This is a genomic window from Gammaproteobacteria bacterium (genome assembly GCA_013817245.1).
Lineage (GTDB): Bacteria > Pseudomonadota > Gammaproteobacteria > HTCC5015 > HTCC5015 > JACDDA01.
Genome location: JACDDA010000004.1, coordinates 266,124 through 284,449 on the forward strand (window position 1 = coordinate 266,124; position 18,326 = coordinate 284,449).

The window sequence follows — 18,326 nt, forward strand, 5'->3', positions numbered from 1 at the left end:
GTTTTGTGCTCATGGATCTCACAACTTTAACAGCTTTATCCCCTATCGACGGTCGCTACGCTAGCAAATGCGACACGCTACGTCCTATATTTAGCGAATACGGACTCATGCGCCATCGTTTACTCGTAGAAATCCGTTGGCTGCAAGCACTGGCCGCGCACGAAGGTATTCGCGAAGTACCGCCGTTATCCAACGCAGCACAACAACATTTAGAACAACTGCTTAGTAATTTTAATCTCGACGGCGCAGCTGAGATCAAAAACATTGAACGCACGACCAATCACGATGTGAAAGCGATTGAGTACTACATTAAAAACAACATCGCCGCGCACAAAGAACTCAATGCCATTAACGAATTTGTGCACTTCGCCTGCACTTCCGAAGATATTAACAATTTATCGTACGGTGTTATGTTAAAAACCGCACGTGACGAAGTTTTAGTCCCTGAACTTAACGCTATCATTCAACACTTACGCAACTTAGCGCATCAATGGGCCGATGTGCCGATGTTGTCACGTACTCACGGCCAAACCGCATCACCCACCACAGTGGGCAAAGAATTAGCCAATGTAGTGCATCGTTTACAACGTCAAGTAAAACAAATTCAAGCGATTGAAATCAGCGGCAAAATTAACGGCGCAGTGGGCAACTTCAACGCGCATCAAGTCGCTTATCCCAATGTCGATTGGCCTGCTTTCGCTAAACAATTTGTAGAAGCCTTAGGCTTGCATTGGAATCCTTACACCATTCAAATCGAACCACATGATTGCATCGCTGAATTATTTCACGCAGTCGCACGCACCAATACTATTTTAATAGATACCAGTCGTGACATTTGGGGTTACATCTCACTGGGTTATTTCAAACAAAAAGTTATCGCAGGTGAAGTGGGTTCATCCACCATGCCGCACAAAGTAAATCCCATTGATTTTGAAAATGCAGAAGGTAATCTCGGGCTTGCCAATAGTTTGTTTGAACACATGGCGGCAAAATTACCCATCTCACGTTGGCAACGCGATTTAACCGACTCAACCGTATTGCGCAACTTAGGCGTAGGCTTAGGCCACAGCGTAATTGCCTATAGTTCATTTACTAAAGGTTTAACAAAACTCGAACTTAATGAAGCGCGTTTACAAGAAGATTTAAACAATGCGTGGGAAATTTTAGCCGAACCCATCCAAACCGTCATGCGTCGTTATGGTGTTGAACAAGCTTATGAAAAATTAAAAACCCTTACGCGCGGCCAAAGCATGAACGCTGCATCCATTCAGGAATTTATTAACACGCTCGCCATTCCCGATGACGCGAAACAAGCCTTGCGCGAATTACGTCCACAAACCTACATCGGCAACGCTGCTGATATGGCACGCGCCATCTAATCAACGAATAAAATATAATGAGCGACAAACTCGACATCGATCTTAGCGCAGAAATGCTCATCAATTATGAGCTAGGCAAAAGCGATGAAAACTTTACGCTAGGCACCGCCAGTGACAACACCTTATTAGCCAGCACCTTAGTTACCCAAGCACGGCAAAGTTTAGTTTTGTTAACACGCGAACTCGATCCAAAAATCTACGATACCCAAGCATTTATTGAAGCCGTTAAATCTTTAGCGCTGCGCGGTCGTCGCAGCGAAATTCGTATCCTCGCGCACTATCCTGTAAAAGCGATGCGACGCGGTCATCGTTTATTGCATCTACAAAAACGCTTATCGAGTTTTATTTCAGTCAAAAAAATCCACAAAGACTACAGCGAATACAACGAAGCCTTTTTAGTTGCCGATCAACAAGGCTACATCCATCGCCAAGACGCTAGCCGTTTTGATGGCATCGCTAATTTCTACGCGCCAATTCGCTGCCGCGAATTATTAAAAACCTTTGATGATATCTGGGACAAGAGTGAACCTGATCCAGAATTATGGCAATTAAAAATTTAACGCCCACAACTAACTAATACCAAATTCTGTCAACACATCTCTTTTCACAAACCAGCTTTTAATCAAGCGCATTAAAAATCGGCGCGGCGTCATCCAGGTGATTTCACGGCCAGATTTTTGGTTATTAATCATCTGATCCACCAACCATGGCACATTAGTTTCTACGCGCTCACCCAACAAATTAATAATCGAGATAAATTCTTTAAACTCCGCTGCCGACATTTGTTTTTGTCCTTGCCGCGTTTCACGCAATAAACCTTCGGTAATGGTGACGCCAGGATGCAACATGCTTATTTTAACTGGTGTATTAAGCGCTTCTTGTACTAAACAACGAGCAAAATATTGTAAACCACATTTTGAAGTTGCATAACCCAACATCCGTGGATGCAAACGCTTATCTGCACCAGCACCTAATGTAATATAAATATGCCCATGACCTTGTTTCAACATCGCTTCATAAGCGACTTTACTACCTAACATACTGCCCATTAAATTAATTTGTATTACCGTTTCTAACTGCGCCCACGATAAACGTTCTATCGCAATCGGCGAATGACCAAACGCAGCGTTATTAATCCAAATATCAACAGCACCAAAAGCCTCTGTTGCTGTATGCCATAAACGTAAATAATCCGCTTCCTTATTCACATCGCACACACAAGCTAAAACGCGGCCTGATTGCAAAGCCTGACATTCCTCAACAACCGTTTGCAGAGATTCTGTATCACGCCCGGTAATCACTACATCATAGGAACGTTTTAAAAACTCCATGGCATAAGCTTTACCTATGCCTTTAGTACCACCCGTTATGACTACACAAGCCATATGCCTATCCTTTTTTGTTTTATTAATTAGTGATCAGATAACAACTATGAATTCTTTTTTTAGATGGCCATATATTAATGAAACGCGATAACTTGTCTATCCTTGACTGATAGATGTTTGAATTGACTTCTGCTAAATTGGCTGCACACAAACACAGGAGAACAGGCATGGCTCATATCGCACCGATTCCACGCGAACAATTACCACAGTTCGAAGAGATGTTTAAAAAAATGGAAGCCATGGTTGGCTTCGTACCGAATAGTTTAAAAACCATGGCGCATCGTCCTGATATCGTGCATGGTTATTTAGCACTCGCCAATGCGATTATGATGAACGGCACGGTACCTACTCGTTTAAAGCGCATGGCCGCACTAGTGTCATCTAGCGCATCGGGTTGCGTGTATTGCCAAGCACATATGGTAATTTTTGGCGCAGTACTCGATGCATCACCAGAAGACCTCGCTGATATTTGGCAGTTTGAATTTAATAATAAATTCCCACCCGCCGAAGTTGCGGTATTGCGTTTAGCGCGTGATGCAGGTCAAGTGCCAAATGCCGTTACCAAAGAACATTTTGACGAACTCAGGCAACATTTTTCAGAACCAGAAATTGTTGAACTAGTGGGTGCAATCGCTTTATTTGGTTATTTAAATCGCTGGAACGATACGATGGCAACAGACTTAGAAGCAGAACCACTCGCCATGGCGAACAAACATTTAGGGCCTCGTGGCTGGACTGCTGGCAAACATGCAGGGAAATAATTTTTATATTCGTTGATGCGCATGAACCGCATATAAAATCTATATGCGGTGCTCATCGTTAAAAAAACACCACGCCTACTTGTTAATTTCACTTTCTGGCTGGTCTTTATTGGCAGAAGAAATATTTTCAGGCATATGCATCGTTGTCGTAGAAAATGCAATTTCTGCTTTTCCTGCTTTTATAATATTCGCGACTTTTAACAACACGTCTTGGCGCACGCGCCAAAAATCTTTCATTGCGATTGCAGGTGTAAAGCAATACACCACCACATCTAAAGACGAAGCGGAAAATTGTGTCAGATTGACAGCTAAAGGTTGCTCTTGATCAATATCGGCATGCGCTTTCAACATAGCTTCAATTTTTTCTGCAATGACTTCTATCACTGCAATATCTTTATAACGCAAACCCAATATTTGCTCTATGCGTCGATGACTCATGCGCGTAACATTTTCTACTGTAATGCTCGTAAACATAGCGTTCGGCACATACAACAAGCGCCGATCTAAGGTTCTAATGCGCGTCACACGCCAGCCTATTTCTTCTACCGTGCCTTCGATTTCGCGCTCCGTAGAACGTATCCAATCTCCCACCGCAAAGGGTCGATCTAAATAAATCATGAAGCCGCCAAAAAAATTGGCTAATAAATCTTTTGCAGCAAAACCCAGTGCAATACCGCCTACACCACCAAACGCCAATACCCCCGCGATACTAAAACCAAGATTTTGTACTATCACCAAAACCCCGATAATAACGACCATCATGCGCGCTAATTTGCCTAGTGCTTGCATCGTCGTCAGATCCACGCTGACACTTTGTTGGATATAACCCTGTTCAACCTGCCGAATAAAACGTAACACAAACCAAATAAAACAAAAAATCACAACCGCTGTCCGTAATTGCCGCCAATGATCGCCAGCGTTATCCCACAGAGCCACATGTAAATTAGCGATAATCAATTGCGCAACAATCCAAATCGACAAAAACCAAATCAACACGCGCAATGGCAAACGCAATGCCGTAATCAACGCATCATCCCAAATATTTACCGAGGTTAAGGCTTGACGCTGCAAACGATCCAGCAACAAACGTCCTGCAAAACTCACCACAAGAGTGACTAACAGAATCAGCACCACTTGCGTGATCCAATAATTTAAAATGGCGGTTTCCATAAAACGATGCATATTGCAACTCTCAGCGTGCGTTCAAAACATAGTGCGCAGTGTCGCGCAAGCTAAGCGTGATTTCAAGCAAACTGAAAAATGATCTTGTGCTTTTGGCTAGAACAAAAGCCAATTGATAACGACCTAAGAATAGTTAGACCTTTTTGACTTCAGCAGTTATTGGCAATCGAATTATGAATTCTGTGCCTTTCCCTATCTCACTTTTAACGTTCAAATCACCACCATGCCTATTAACAATACAATTGCGCGCCATTGACAAACCTTGACCCGTTCCTTTACCCACTACTTTAGTTGTAAAAAACGGATCAAATATTTTTTTCATAATCGCTTCAGGCATGCCAGGGCCATTATCCGCGATTCTAATCTCGATATCAGCACCTATCTTTTGCGTGCTAATAGTAATCTCCCCGGAAATATCTTTGCCTGACAAGGTATCGCCAATGGCATGCGCCGCGTTAACAATAATATTGAGCACAGTTTGATTAATTTCTCCGATATAACAAGAAACCATAGGCAAATTTTCATCTAAATGGGTAACAATTTCGGCAACGTCTCGCCATTCACTTCTCGATACGGTAATAGTATTTTCTATCGATTTATTAATATCGGAAAGCTCTTTTTCTCCAGACCCTGGATGTGAGAATGCTTTCATGGCGCTCACTATTTTACTAATGCGCTGCACACCCTCTTTAGATTGAGCCAATGCCACCGGCAACTCTTCTTGCAAATAACCAAGATCTATTTCTTTTATAATATTATTGACGCTAGCCACCTCGTCAATAAACAGATCTTTACTTTGAATTATTTTTGTTAATTCTATCGATGCCATAATAAGTTTGTCGTAATTATCAAAACTACTTTTTAGAAACTCTATGTTATCGCCCACAAACTGCGCGGGCGTGTTAATTTCATGCGCGATCCCAGCCGCTAATTGCCCTATAGATTCTAATTTTTGTGATTGCTGCAACTCCTTAGCCATTTTTTCTTTTTCTTCGGCAAAAATTTTACCTTCGGTAATATCAAACATCACCCCTCTCAATATCAAAGGCGTCTTATCTTTGGTGACTACGGTGACTCGATTACGAACCCATATTTCCTTGCCTGCGGCCGTTAACATTCTGCAAGCGTAATCATAATTACGCAATGCTTGCGTTTCTTCCGCATTTTTTGTAATCACAGTCACGTAATCATCTGGATGAATAAGACTTTTAAAGAATTTTTTGTCTTCTAGCCACCGTTCTCTAGGATAACCAAACATTTTTTCTGCTTGCCCGCTGACATAGGTAAAAATATTAGAATGCGGGTGCGCTTCCCATAGCAGTCCATCCACCGAGTTAATTAGCATTTGTATTTTTTTCTGCGACTCAGATAATTCCTGCGTACGTTCTTCAACCAAGTGGTTAATTTTTATTTCACGTCGTTTTAATGTAATTAAATAAATCGCCAACGCATAAGAAGAACCCGCGATTAGAAAAAACGACATGAACGATTCAGCCGTGCCTGCTTCGAAAAAATCCGAAGAATTAGGTGAATATAAAACAGATATCATATGGCCTTGAATATCAATACTACCTGGCAAAAAAACCGCATGGGGATTATCTTGAGAGATAGGATCAATTATTTTTTTATTATTTTTTGCTGAAAAATAATGTAGCTGCTGATAATGACGTGGGCTTGGGCTGTCATACAACACCACATCCATCCAATCTGGCACCACCGATTGCAATACTTCGTCGACGGTCGCACTGAAACCAAATTCCGCTACAAAATAATTATGGTTAGCACCGTACATTTCTGCATTTTCTGATGTCACTTTCATAGGAGCAGCTAAATAGTAGGTTGATTTTTTTCTACTCTCCGTTGTTAATAAAGCGACGGCTGATGATACATCTTGAGAAAGCTTGGTCTGTAATTCAGCATCTTTTACCAGACGTTTCTGAGTCGTGTCTTGGGTGTAATAGTAAGCATCACCCATATCAATGTAACCGGCTTCACTCTGCTGAAGATAAGCCACTTGTTTCAGATGCGCGTCAAATTGCAATATATCTTGCAGATAACTTTTAAATCTATCGGGTTCTGCCGTATCTGCATAGTGACTAACGTAATTAGCTAAACCGTTCACTTCTTTAACATTCATAGCAAAAGCATCTTGCATGCGCAGCGTATACGTTGAAATCATATTTTCCAGCTGAATAGTGGCGCGTTCCTGTTTAGCCTGATTAACAAACGACTGGAATCTAATTCCGCCATAGGTGCCGCCCGCAATCACCGCCGCGATAATCAAAATATCTTTGGCTACTTTCCCATATTGCAATAGTGTCATGAAGTCGATACCCGCCTTGTGTAAGCAATTAACGACTCGGCGGCCGGTATCTTGAATAGATTATCTAAAGTCTTGAGCGATTTTGCCGAAACCCTCTGTACAAACTGTCAACCACCTTGGATTTACAAATGTTAGGGAAATACAAAATAGCATGGATGCTTTGCCTGACTGCCTTATCCATCAATACGGCACAGGCAGTGGACGTCGTGGAACCGTATACATTAGTCGCTGGGCACGAAAGTTTACGCGTCTGGTTGTTATCCGACCTGCCTATTCAACCAGAAGCTAACGCCTCCACCGCTGCGCGGATTTCGTTAGGCAAACAACTATTTTTTGATCCGCGCCTAAGTGGTGATAAAAACATGGCGTGCGCCAGTTGTCACAATCCTTTATTGGGATGGGCCGATGGTTTAGCCACGGGTAAAGGTTTTCAAAGCCAAACCCTGCCGCGAGCAACGCCCACCATTATCAATACCTCTTACAATTTTTTACAAATGTGGGATGGTCGCAAACCAGATTTAGAAGAACAAGCGCTAGGGCCTCTTACCTCTGCCAATGAAATGCGTGCAGATTTAGACACAATAGTGATTTGGCTTAAACAAAATAACGGCTACAAAAAAGCATTTGCTGAAGCGTATCCAGATGAAGCCATTTCAGCGATAACACTCGCCAAAGCAATAGCGACTTATGAGCGCACTATCATCAGCAATAATTCTGCTTTTGATCGCTGGATAAAAGGTGACCCACAAGCAATGACAGCACAACAAATTAAAGGATTTAAATTATTTTTAGACCCCAATAAAGGTAATTGCGTAGTCTGTCACCAACCCGGTAATTTTGTAGATGATGGCTTTCATAATATCGGCCTTGAATCTAGCACCAACGGTGACCTCGGTCGCTTTGCGCAAAAAGCAGTTAAGAGCATGAGAGGTTCTTTCAAAACGCCGACCTTACGTGACATTGAATTAACAGCACCTTACTTTCATAACGGCTCTGCTAAAACACTACTCGATGTGATTAACCATTATGCCAAAGGCGGCATACATCACGATAATCTTTCGCCTAATATGAAAGCATTAACGCTCACTCAATCTGAAAAACAGTCGCTAGTCGAATTTATGAAAGCATTAACAACGCCGCATGAACCGTTGACCCTACCTACACTACCCTTAAATTGAAACATTCAAATTTAAAATCGAGAACATTATGAATCGCAAATCTGTAATTAACATACTGTTAGCAAGCGCGCTCATTTTCCCCTGTCATTTGTTCGCCGCGGAATATGAAGTAGCACAAAAAAACAAAGAATTTAGTACGCAAACGCTGCAAATAAAAGCCGGCGATACCGTGAAATTTTCTAATGAAGACCCCTTCTTTCATAACATTTTTAGCTTATCAGAAGACAAAACCTTTGATTTAGGTTCGTACCCAAAAGGTCAATCACGCGAGGTTATTTTCGATAAAGAAGGCATTATTGAAGTCGAGTGCGCCATTCACCCTAGCATGCGCATGAAAATTGAGGTTAAAAAATAATGAATAAAAAAATATTAGCTAAGAAAACGTTGAGCGCTATTTTATTAGTGATAGCTTGTAACTTAGCACAAGCGGCTGATAAAAATGAAAGAGCCTCAGTAACACCTACCACTGCAATAGGCGCAACCGTATTCCAAGAACGCTGCGTCTTATGCCACAGTAACAACGGTATGGGCGAAGGACATATGACCTTGCTGATTAAAGATTACCCTTCTACTAATTTGCTCACTGCTAAATACGGCAAAAAAGAATCCGATATTCGCAAGAGCATTCTTTATGGTGGAGCTAAAGGTGAGATGAATTCCTTATCTCCACCCTGGTCAGATGAGCTTTCGTGGATAGAAATTGAATCTGTTGTGTTATTTGTGAAACTGCTGCATACCAATCACGAACAAGCAATGGCACTCTTGCAAGATCATCATTCCAATCAACCCGTCAGCAAAAAACAAGGACGCATTATTTTTGCTGCGCGTTGCTCAATTTGTCATGGCCAATACGGCGAAGGTGACGGCAAAATGCGACGCATCATTAAAAGTCCGCCGCCTTATAATCTTACTCAAAGCGGGTTACCGGACAAAAACTTAAAAGATATTATTACCAATGGCGGAGAAGCAGTAGGCCGCTCACCCCAAATGCCACCGTGGGGAAAAGAATTAACAGAATCAGAAATTCTATCGGTGATTGCTCATATCAAAACATTGCGCGAGCATTAAAAAAGCCATAAATGTTTTCAGGGTGCTTCATAATTTCTTGAAGCATCCTAGACATCGGCGCAATGCGCGCACTCACAACAAAACATATCCGCAAGATAGAAATGTCTACTCACATGCCGGATATTATTTTTCGAAAAAGAAACTTAAAAATTTAAAGGAGATAAAATCCCTACAGAACACAGCGAAAACTCCTCTCTTCTTATTGAATCACCACAGCCACCCAAGCGTCTTCTAAACCGCTCCAAAATCCATTTAAAACCCCTTTAAAATCTATAAACTTTTAATGTTTATATCGCAATTTATGACGAATTAGACTATATTTTAAACATTAATTCGCCAAGTATGACGATATATCTCATGAACATTGAAAACACGTTAAATGACCCATCCATCCTGCTGGAAATAGGCCAACGCCTAGCTCAACAACGCTTAAGCATGGGGCTCACTCAAGCAGAGTTGGCTGAACAAGCCGGCATCGCCAAGCGCACACTGGAGCGCATCGAAGCCGGTGAATCTGCGCAAATGCTCACGCTCATTCGCCTATTTCGCGTCTTAGGTTTATTACCCGCTTTAAATAGCATGCTGCCCGCGCATGAAACGCGACCGATGGAATTATTAGCCGCTTCGCGCCAAGCGGAAACAGGCAAAGCCACTGCTAAACGTGCGCACAAAAAAGTTAATCAAGCCAAATCCGAATGGCACTGGAATGACCAGGATGATGCCTCATGAACACCGTCGCTGAAGTAAAACTATGGGGACGCACCATCGGCGCGATTGCGCTGAACGATGACTCAGACATTGCGAGTTTTGAATACGATCGCGCATTTGCACAAAGTGATATTCAAATTGCGCCACTGACAATGCCATTATCCAATCGCGTGTATCGTTTTCCTGAATTAGCGCGCAATACTTTTTATGGACTGCCAGGTTTATTAGCCGACTCACTGCCCGACAAATTTGGTAATGCATTAATTAATGCGTGGCTCGCAACCCAAGGTCGACGCGCAGACAGTTTTAATGCAATTGAACGTTTGTGTTACACCGGCGATCGCGGCATGGGCGCATTGGAATATGCACCGGCAACAGGCCCCACTGCCAATAGCGTACAGCAATTGCAAGTTGATCAACTCGTGCAACTGGCATCCGACATACTTTCGCAACGTGATACTTTGCATGCTGAATTAAATGAACAACATAGCAGCGCCGCGTTAAAACATATTTTTCAAGTCGGCACTTCCGCAGGCGGTGCACGCGCTAAAGCCGTGATTGCATGGAACCCTGCTACTAACGAAGTGCGCTCCGGACAAATTGAGGCTGGCAATGGTTTTCAACACTGGCTATTAAAATTTGATGGCGTCAGCAACAACAAAGACAAAGAACTCGAAGATCCAAAAGGCTATGGCTTGATTGAATACGCCTACTATAAAATGGCGTTAGATGCCGGCATCACCATGAACGAATGTCGTTTATTAACCGAACATAACCGTCATCACTTCATGACCAAACGTTTTGATCGTTTAGACAACGGCGCAAAACTGCATATGCAATCATTGTGCGCGCTAGCGCATTACGATTTTAATATGGCAGGCGCATACTCTTACGAACAAGCTTTTATGGTCATGCGCCAACTGCGCTTACCCATGCAAGACATCGAACAATTATTTCGCCGCATGACATTTAACATCATAGCCCGCAACCAAGACGATCACGTTAAAAACATCGCCTTCTTAATGGACAAACAAGGCACTTGGCGATTATCCCCCGCTTTTGATATCACCTACGCCTACCAACCCAACGGCTTATGGACATCACAACATCAAATGATGCTCAATGGTAAACGCGATGGTTTTACGTTTGAAGATTTTAAAAGCTGCGCAAAAACAGTAGGCCTAAAAAAAGGTCGTGCGGAAAGTATTATCAAAGAAGTTATTGAAGTTGTTAAACACTGGACAGATTATGCAGATGAGGTAGGAGTTAATAAACAACAGCGGGATATAATCAATAGCACATTGCGCTTATCATTAGAAAATTGATTTTGGAAATGCTCGTTAAAGCGGGGTAAGCTCAGTCTGACCCCTTGATTCACGACTATACGAATAACCGTGCTGACGCAATTCAGCATGAATGCGCGGATAACCATAAGTTTCGTGGCTCGCATGATGAATCGTCTCAATCTTTTCTAAGAGATTACGCGTTTCTTGACTGCGAGGACTTTCTAATCGGTGCAACCATTCGTAATAGCCGCTATTAGAAACATCCAAGGTACGACACAATAAACGCACAGGGTAAGCGTGATGGTGTTGTTTGATAAATGCGTACTTCACTTGTGTTCCTTGGCAAAGTAAATGGCGGCTTTTTTTAAAATTTCATTTTCTTGTTTTAAGCGTTCATTTTCTCGCTTAAGTAACGTGAGCTCTGCTGCGTCAGGCGCTTGTTTGCCTTTGCCAGGAAAGGCATGGACTGTTTTGTCAGTGAGTTCTTTTTTCCATTTGTAAATCTGATTCACGCGAATATCTAATTCCCGCGCTATTTGCGTGACAGCTTTATCCGATGATTCGGCTAAACGCACCGCTTCCGCTTTGAATTCGGCACTGAATTGACGGTATTTTTTCGGCATTGCAACACTCCTCAAGTGGGTTAATATAACCTCTTTCGAAGTGCTCGTTAAAGCGGGGTAAGTTCATTTCGACCCCTTGATTTTCGTCAAAGCAAAACAAGTTCTATATAAACGCTTTCGAAGTGCTCGTTAAAGCGGGGTAAGTTCACTCTGCCCCCTTGGTTCCAAAACGGGGAAAGTTCAGTCTGCCCACCCCCTTGATTCTCATTATTTTCTTTTTTTCTCGAAACGAATTGCTTGCTTATATTGATTAATAAATTCAGATGAATCTGGATATTGATCCATACGCTTGTACTTATAATAAGCACATAAGGTTATCGCCGATAAGATATTTTTATTTTTTTCCTCACTTATTACTGAGTCTTCATGCGCACTATAAAAATTATCAAAAAACTTATATAACCTAGAATCGTCTATTGACAACCAATAATGAGCCAAAAAAAATGTCAGGTACACATGCACAAACTCTAATTTCTCCTCCTTAATACTACACTCACTCCCTTCAGAAATATTGCCTAATATCTCAGAGACATACTCCTGAGGGAGCATTGCATCTAACTCATGCCACGCATCAGAAAAATCATAAGGAACATAAATTTTATCATTTTTAATTGTTGGTGAAACAGTTAAAAAATATTTCTCTTTATTCCACTGCGGATTATTTTTACTTATGTGTATTGTTCCAGCCCATCCTGGCGACAATGCGACATCATGAAAATTATATTTTTTATAGTCGTCCCCTAGTGCTGCACATGAAAATATCAACAACCCGTTTAAAAATAATGTTTTTTTGTTAATTATTATGGGAAACAATTTGTACACAACGATCTCCCAGGGTGATTTGAATAACCGCTCCAACTAGATTCCAGCCTCATAGAGGCAGGCTCATAAATTTTTATTTGAATTTTAGGGGTCAGAGCCCATAAAAATAATAAACACTGATACGAGTGCCTTTAATGCAGGGCTTGCCGTTACGCTTACCGGGTACGATTTCGATGTGTTCTTGGTAATTCATTATATTTCCTTAAGTAAGATTAAGGTCATTTGAGCATAGCAGATCTTATACGATTTCGTCTCAACCATAAACGCATGAACTGACAAAATATACCTAAGGGACAAACAAGGCACTTGGCGATTATCCCCCCGCTTTTGATATCACCTACGCCTACCAACCCAACGGCTTATGGACATCACAACATCAAATGACGCTCAATGGTAAACGCGATGGTTTTACGTTTGAAGATTTTAAAACCTGCGCAAAAACCGCTAGCCTTAAAAAAGGTCGTGCGGAAACTATTATCAACGACGTCACAAACATCGTTAAACACTGGTCAGATTATGCAGATGAAGCCGGGGTAAACAAACCCCAACGCGATGCGATCAATGCCACACTGCGATTAAACATACGTTAAAGCACACTGTCGTCAGCATTGCTCGAACATTAAACCGCGCGCAATAAGGGGAAGTTAAATTCAGGAGATTAAATGCGTTGGCTCTCAACATGAGAGCCAACTATATAAAACGACATAACGGCTATAAGTAACTCATGAACACCGTATTAAAATTTATACCCAGCATTTACCCAAAACATAGGATTAGTATCAGTGCTATCAGACTCAGGCACTCCACCAGTGACGCGCCATGCAGCAACACCATTCACATACCATTTTTTCTGATCATAACGTAGACCTAGACCAGTTGCTGAAATAGCACGATAATTATCAGTGCTCAGCCATGGATCGGCATTAATTTTCACATCACCTGCGTCATAAAACAAATAAGGCGTAAACGAATGAAATGCATAACGTAATTCAACTTGTGCTAACCAACCACTATCACCAAAGGCTTCACCTGATGGATATGCGCGCACCTGATCAGCGCCTCCCAAACCAAATCCTTCGGAAGAATCTAAATTATCTGGACTCCACTGCGCACTCACATGGGTGTAAACGCTGACAGAATCACACACGCTTTGCAGACGCGCAACATCAAGATTAATTTTTTGGAAGCTACCATCACTTTTTGCTGTAAGCTCATCGACAGCAAGCAAATTGTCATCTAAATCAAGTGATCCGTATGTCCAACTTACCGCGCCATAAGTAATGCCACCTTTAAAAAAATGATCACGCACATCAAACTGAACTATTAACGGCATCACATCACTGGATTTATCCTGAGTTGAATTAGTAGCGCCATATTCATCTTCTAAATTTTTATGCTGGTATGTAGCAAGTCCAGTAATATTTGCGCGTTGCGATCTTATGAATGGATAACTAAGACCTGCACTCACTGTCTGCACAAAACCCGATGCGTCAAGACTTTCAAATTCTTTGGCTAATTGATAGTCAGTATTTGAATATCCTAACGATGCCCGTAAACCTGATCCATTTACCGGTAATCCATACGCTAACGCGCCCATCCACATATCTTCACTGGTATACAGGGTACTTAATGTGAATTGATCACCAAACAATGCGGTGCTGTTTAAATACAAATCCAATTTCACCCGATTTCTACCCGTATATCGATTGCCATGATTATCAATACTCACAGAACCACCCGAGCGTTTGTCATGCTTGATATCAACATTTAAATCTCCCGTACCAACCTGCTGACCAGGTCGCATAAAAGGTACTATTTTGCTACCAGGCTGATCATCTAGAATCAATACAGCGCGTTCTAAAGGCTTGCTTTCAATAACATCACCCGTTTTAAGATCAGATAAAAAACGCTGCGCGCTATTACTCAATTTATCATCTCCGCTAACACGTACTTCACCGAAATGTCCTTCAATGATGGCAATCACTAATTTTCCATCAGCCATATTCTGCACGGGCAAATATGCTCTTGCAAAAGCATAGCCATGCGCACGATAGTATTCCGTTATTTTGTTTGTTAGCAAACGCATATCAGCTAGATCATAATTCTTGTTAACCACCTCCCCCAAAACAGCTAAGAGATTTGTTTCGCTGTATAAAGTATTGCCACTAAAAACAATCGACTTTACATTCACCTGCACGCCACCCGCAGAAGATTCTTTCTGTGCGGACGTATCCATTTCAATTTTTATATTTTTTGCAGGCAACGTAGGTTTAGGCTCCAACTCGCGTGCGGTTTGACCTGCATCAGGCGCTATTTGCGATAGCGCCGAGACAGGAAAAAGACTTATTGCAAAAAGCGTATACAGACTATTTTTTGTTTTCATTTTATCTCTTCCTTGAAAAATTCATCCATTAAAATATTAAGTTACTGTTGTGCTGGCATTTTTATGCCGCCATCAACAACAAACACCTGCATAAATCCATTTTTATCACGCTCATTTTCATCATTAATCGAAAATTCACTGCTGCTATCATCACTAGTATTATCATTTTCACTACTACCAACATCATTAGCATCAATTTCAACAACAGCTAAATCGCCAACACTGAATGCTTGATTAGTGTTTTCAGAAAAATCACTTGGATTAAAAATATTGTTAACAGTATGTAAAGGGTTAAAAACATGTCCAGCAATTGACTGCACTTGTCCTATAGCAGCATCGCGCTGAATAGAGCTCGGAGGTAATGTCACAGCAGGCGCTGGCACATAGGGAACGGTACCGGCAGATGCAGCCACTTGACTCACAATGTCATTAATATTAGCCACAGGGCCTGCTGCATAATACCAGGTCATACTATTGCTTTGGCCCACCGCTAAATCTGTCATTCTTATAAATAATGCGTAAGACCCATCGTCTTGATCTATAGATATAGGGGAAGTACGAGGATCAAGCTCTGTTGCATTAGTAAAATCACAGCAATCATCAATTGAAGAATCAGCGCCCGCAGAAGTTGAATAAAACAATACGGCGGCACCCGTTACACCATCATCATTTTCCGTAATCAACAATGCTTTCGCTTGAGTATCTTCTATTGTAATCGGCGTAAAACCTGAAGCCGTCAAATTCCCTTTGAATTTAGTTGGACTATCATTCTGCGCGATATAATCATCTCGCGTGCCTACCCATAAGCGTACATTAGATACGGTTGCTGAACCCACATTAGTAATGCTAGTGTCAGTTTTAACGAAAGACGCGGTTTGACCTAAAGTATATTTGTTACTAATTTTTACTGAATCACCAGAATCAAAATCAACGGTAACACTGGACACAATAGATCCAAAACCTTCTTTATAACCTGATATTTCTAAAACCTGATTTGATATTTTACTGGCAAGATCATTATTCGTATTATGTAACTCTCCATTGCGATTCCAGCTTGAAGTGCCATCGCCACCCAAACCTACTTCCAAATCTAATGGATAGTTAGAATAGGTTAATTTGAACCAGCCAGTACGATCAACGCTGTCTTCATAATAGAATGGTTGCTTTAACTGACCCAATGTATCAATTGAAGCTTGTGCTCCATCTCCAAAACGCAATAAATTATTATTAAATACTAAATTTGTTATTGCGGCAGCAGAACCTTTCTTCCAGGTGAAATTACTGGCTGATGGGATATAAACCTTTGTGCCATTGGCGATGGTATAAGTGCTACCACTACCATCAGCACTACCTTGTCCATACTCTAAAGCTAAAGCCCCTGTGCCTGTTGCTGTTAAATCCGCATTAATATTAATATTATTGTGAGCTGTTAGTGTGAGCATATTAGATGACCACGCTATTGGTGCATTAATTGTAATATTACCTACATCGCTGCCTGTGCCGGCAGTGGCAATACTCACATCAGTACCACCACTTAATGTACTAGCAATAGTATTCGCTGCGATACAATTAGTACCCGTACAACTACTCGCACTGATCGTAATATCAGTCGGATCAATTAACCACGTGCCCGATTTACCATTCATTGCCGCCGCAGTGACATGCACCGTATTAGCAACACTCACATTTGCAGCGCTTGTTTCAATAAAACCACCATCACCATTTACAGCGCTTGCATCTAAAGTACCATTAACTATGACGCGATCATTATCAAAATCACCTAATAATAAAATCTGACCTTTTTCGCCAGTAGCTAATGTTTTAGCTTCTATAACGCCAGTATTATTGATAACCGTGCTAACCAAATTACCGGCTGCTTTAGCAGTTAATAACACCGTTCCACCATCCGCTTGAATAGCACCACCTTGTTCAATCAATGCGCGCACTGCTGCTTTTTCAACGATTAATTTAACAGCTCCATTCAAATCTAAAGTCACTTTACTGCCAGCGCCCAGCAATACATTGCCGCCTGTAGCATTTAAATTGCCGGTATTACTAATTTTTGCCGCAATTAAAGCAATGGTGCCGCCATTCGCAGCAGTAATATTACCTTGGTTAATAACGGCCTTACTACTGCCGCCATTAAAACGATAATGCCCAGATAAAAAATCATCAGTGCTAATATTTAACGCTGAAGCAACAATGCCACCCACATTCACCTGAGCACTGGGTGTAAACAATACGCCATTAGGATTGATTAAAAACACCTGGCCATTGGCATTCAACGCACCTTGAATAACTGAAACATCACTACCCAATACATGATTTAATGCCACTGCACTAGTAGAAGGCTGATTAAATGTAACGCTGCTATTACTACCAATAGAAAATGTCTGCCAATCAATAACCGCTTGATTACTTGATTGCGTCACCGTCATATCATTGCCGGTTTGACTAATCACCGCACTGCCCGTCGTCACAATACCATCCGTAGGCAAAACATCGGCATAACTTTGCAGCGTCAGCAACGTCAACGAAGCTGAAATTGCTAATTTAAAACAAAAGTTTTGGTGTTTTTTAGCTTGTCTCGAAAGAGATAGCTCGATCATTGATGGTAAAAAAGCACGCACCGTAGTTAAAACGACTTTAGAAAAGCCGTATATCCATCCTTGGGTTTTCATTGTTATGCCTCTAGCTGGTTTATAGAAATATCAAACTGCTCAATACAGCGGCCAAATTGGTCTTTCCTTGACGCAATTTTGAAAGATATTTAACAAAAAAATGACATACTGCTCGCCGGCCTAGAGCAAGAGCCATACAACACAGCAATAAATAAGCCAATAGGTTTAATGAAATAAATAAGGGGACGCTACCCTTTTATTTCGCATGTTATTCATTATCAGATACTCGCTTAGGTCGCCCTTGTGGCTTAAAGCTTAGCGCACGTCCTGCCAGTCTTTCCAGTTTACGAATAAAGGTTTCAGAACCACAAGGCAATCCTTTGTCCACGTGATGCCTTAATTGTGTCATTTCTTCTGTATTGTCGCCTTCCGCCAACCATGCCGACCAATCACCTATTCCATTAAACTGTTTTTGCCAACCTACTTGGCGCGTGATCACAGGATCATCCACTAATCTGCAATGGCCTGCTGCGCTCGACCAACGATATTTTTCTGCTTTACGTGATAGTTTGGCGCGGACGGGATTACGTTCAACATAACGTATAGC

Annotated in this window: 19 protein-coding genes; 9 read left to right on the forward strand and 10 right to left on the reverse strand. The window is 41.6% G+C overall.

Translation table 11 applies throughout. The features are described from left to right. Positions 1–11: 11 nt before the first annotated feature. Positions 12–1,379: an adenylosuccinate lyase gene (gene purB, locus H0W44_07075; GenBank protein ID MBA3582198.1), complete on the forward strand. Its 1,368-nt coding sequence runs from the start codon at positions 12–14 to the stop codon at positions 1,377–1,379. Positions 1,380–1,396: 17 nt separating this feature from the next. Further along, positions 1,397–1,939, forward strand: a complete 543-nt coding sequence (locus H0W44_07080) for a hypothetical protein (protein MBA3582199.1) — start codon at positions 1,397–1,399, stop codon at positions 1,937–1,939. A gap of 9 nt (positions 1,940–1,948) precedes the next feature. Here H0W44_07080 and H0W44_07085 read toward each other — a convergent pair whose 3' ends face one another. Then, positions 1,949–2,764: an SDR family oxidoreductase gene (locus H0W44_07085; GenBank protein ID MBA3582200.1), complete on the reverse strand. Its 816-nt coding sequence runs from the start codon at positions 2,762–2,764 to the stop codon at positions 1,949–1,951. Positions 2,765–2,931: 167 nt separating this feature from the next. On the opposite strand from H0W44_07085, the gene H0W44_07090 reads away from it, so the two are divergent. Then, complete coding sequence (locus tag H0W44_07090) at positions 2,932–3,525, forward strand: carboxymuconolactone decarboxylase family protein (GenBank protein ID MBA3582201.1); 594 nt, start codon at positions 2,932–2,934, stop codon at positions 3,523–3,525. A 75-nt stretch (positions 3,526–3,600) separates the two neighbouring features. Here the strand turns inward: H0W44_07090 and H0W44_07095 are convergent, their stop codons facing one another. Both H0W44_07095 and H0W44_07100 read right to left on the reverse strand, forming a co-directional pair. Continuing rightward, on the reverse strand, positions 3,601–4,707 hold the full coding sequence (locus H0W44_07095; protein MBA3582202.1) for a mechanosensitive ion channel family protein: 1,107 nt from the start codon (positions 4,705–4,707) through the stop codon (positions 3,601–3,603). A 133-nt stretch (positions 4,708–4,840) separates the two neighbouring features. Beyond that, positions 4,841–7,030 (reverse strand): PAS domain-containing protein, encoded by a 2,190-nt coding sequence (locus H0W44_07100; GenBank protein MBA3582203.1) that lies wholly within the window; start codon positions 7,028–7,030, stop codon positions 4,841–4,843. Between the two features lie 155 nt (positions 7,031–7,185). Here H0W44_07100 and H0W44_07105 point away from each other — a divergent pair, with 155 nt between their 5' ends. The 5 genes from H0W44_07105 to H0W44_07125 all read left to right on the forward strand — a co-directional run bounded on the left by H0W44_07105 (position 7,186) and on the right by H0W44_07125 (position 11,309). After that, positions 7,186–8,208 (forward strand): tryptophan tryptophylquinone biosynthesis enzyme MauG, encoded by a 1,023-nt coding sequence (locus H0W44_07105; GenBank protein MBA3582204.1) that lies wholly within the window; start codon positions 7,186–7,188, stop codon positions 8,206–8,208. 28 nt (positions 8,209–8,236) lie between these two features. Further along, on the forward strand, positions 8,237–8,563 hold the full coding sequence (locus H0W44_07110) for a methylamine utilization protein (GenBank protein MBA3582205.1): 327 nt from the start codon (positions 8,237–8,239) through the stop codon (positions 8,561–8,563). Continuing rightward, a complete protein-coding gene (locus H0W44_07115; GenBank protein ID MBA3582206.1) occupies positions 8,563–9,276 on the forward strand; it encodes a c-type cytochrome in 714 nt (237 codons plus the stop codon). The genes H0W44_07110 and H0W44_07115 overlap by 1 nt, the downstream gene beginning before the upstream one ends. A gap of 357 nt (positions 9,277–9,633) precedes the next feature. Further along, positions 9,634–10,005, forward strand: a complete 372-nt coding sequence (locus H0W44_07120) for a helix-turn-helix domain-containing protein (protein MBA3582207.1) — start codon at positions 9,634–9,636, stop codon at positions 10,003–10,005. Further along, on the forward strand, positions 10,002–11,309 hold the full coding sequence (locus H0W44_07125; GenBank protein MBA3582208.1) for a type II toxin-antitoxin system HipA family toxin: 1,308 nt from the start codon (positions 10,002–10,004) through the stop codon (positions 11,307–11,309). The genes H0W44_07120 and H0W44_07125 overlap by 4 nt, the downstream gene beginning before the upstream one ends. A 15-nt stretch (positions 11,310–11,324) precedes the next feature. Here H0W44_07125 and H0W44_07130 read toward each other — a convergent pair whose 3' ends face one another. The 4 genes from H0W44_07130 to H0W44_07145 all read right to left on the reverse strand — a co-directional run bounded on the left by H0W44_07130 (position 11,325) and on the right by H0W44_07145 (position 12,908). Beyond that, positions 11,325–11,600, reverse strand: a complete 276-nt coding sequence (locus H0W44_07130) for a transposase (GenBank protein ID MBA3582209.1) — start codon at positions 11,598–11,600, stop codon at positions 11,325–11,327. Then, the gene (locus H0W44_07135; protein MBA3582210.1) at positions 11,597–11,893 is read right to left on the reverse strand and encodes a transposase; all 297 of its coding nucleotides are present in this window, start codon (positions 11,891–11,893) and stop codon (positions 11,597–11,599) included. The genes H0W44_07130 and H0W44_07135 overlap by 4 nt, the downstream gene beginning before the upstream one ends. Positions 11,894–12,100: 207 nt before the next feature. Beyond that, positions 12,101–12,715 carry a hypothetical protein gene (locus H0W44_07140; protein MBA3582211.1) on the reverse strand — a complete coding sequence of 205 codons (615 nt, stop codon included), beginning with the start codon at positions 12,713–12,715 and terminating at the stop codon, positions 12,101–12,103. Between the two features lie 91 nt (positions 12,716–12,806). Next, the gene (locus tag H0W44_07145) at positions 12,807–12,908 is read right to left on the reverse strand and encodes a DUF433 domain-containing protein (protein ID MBA3582212.1); all 102 of its coding nucleotides are present in this window, start codon (positions 12,906–12,908) and stop codon (positions 12,807–12,809) included. 187 nt (positions 12,909–13,095) lie between these two features. Between H0W44_07145 and H0W44_07150 the strand changes: the two genes are divergently transcribed. Further along, on the forward strand, positions 13,096–13,305 hold the full coding sequence (locus tag H0W44_07150; protein MBA3582213.1) for a hypothetical protein: 210 nt from the start codon (positions 13,096–13,098) through the stop codon (positions 13,303–13,305). 146 nt (positions 13,306–13,451) lie between these two features. Here H0W44_07150 and H0W44_07155 read toward each other — a convergent pair whose 3' ends face one another. From H0W44_07155 to H0W44_07165, 3 genes are all read right to left on the reverse strand, one after another. Continuing rightward, positions 13,452–15,098, reverse strand: a complete 1,647-nt coding sequence (locus H0W44_07155) for a ShlB/FhaC/HecB family hemolysin secretion/activation protein (GenBank protein ID MBA3582214.1) — start codon at positions 15,096–15,098, stop codon at positions 13,452–13,454. A gap of 41 nt (positions 15,099–15,139) precedes the next feature. Further along, positions 15,140–17,707: a filamentous hemagglutinin N-terminal domain-containing protein gene (locus H0W44_07160; GenBank protein MBA3582215.1), complete on the reverse strand. Its 2,568-nt coding sequence runs from the start codon at positions 17,705–17,707 to the stop codon at positions 15,140–15,142. Positions 17,708–17,987: 280 nt separating this feature from the next. Next, on the reverse strand, positions 17,988–18,326 hold a 339-nt coding region (locus H0W44_07165; protein ID MBA3582216.1), incomplete at its 5' end, for a transposase.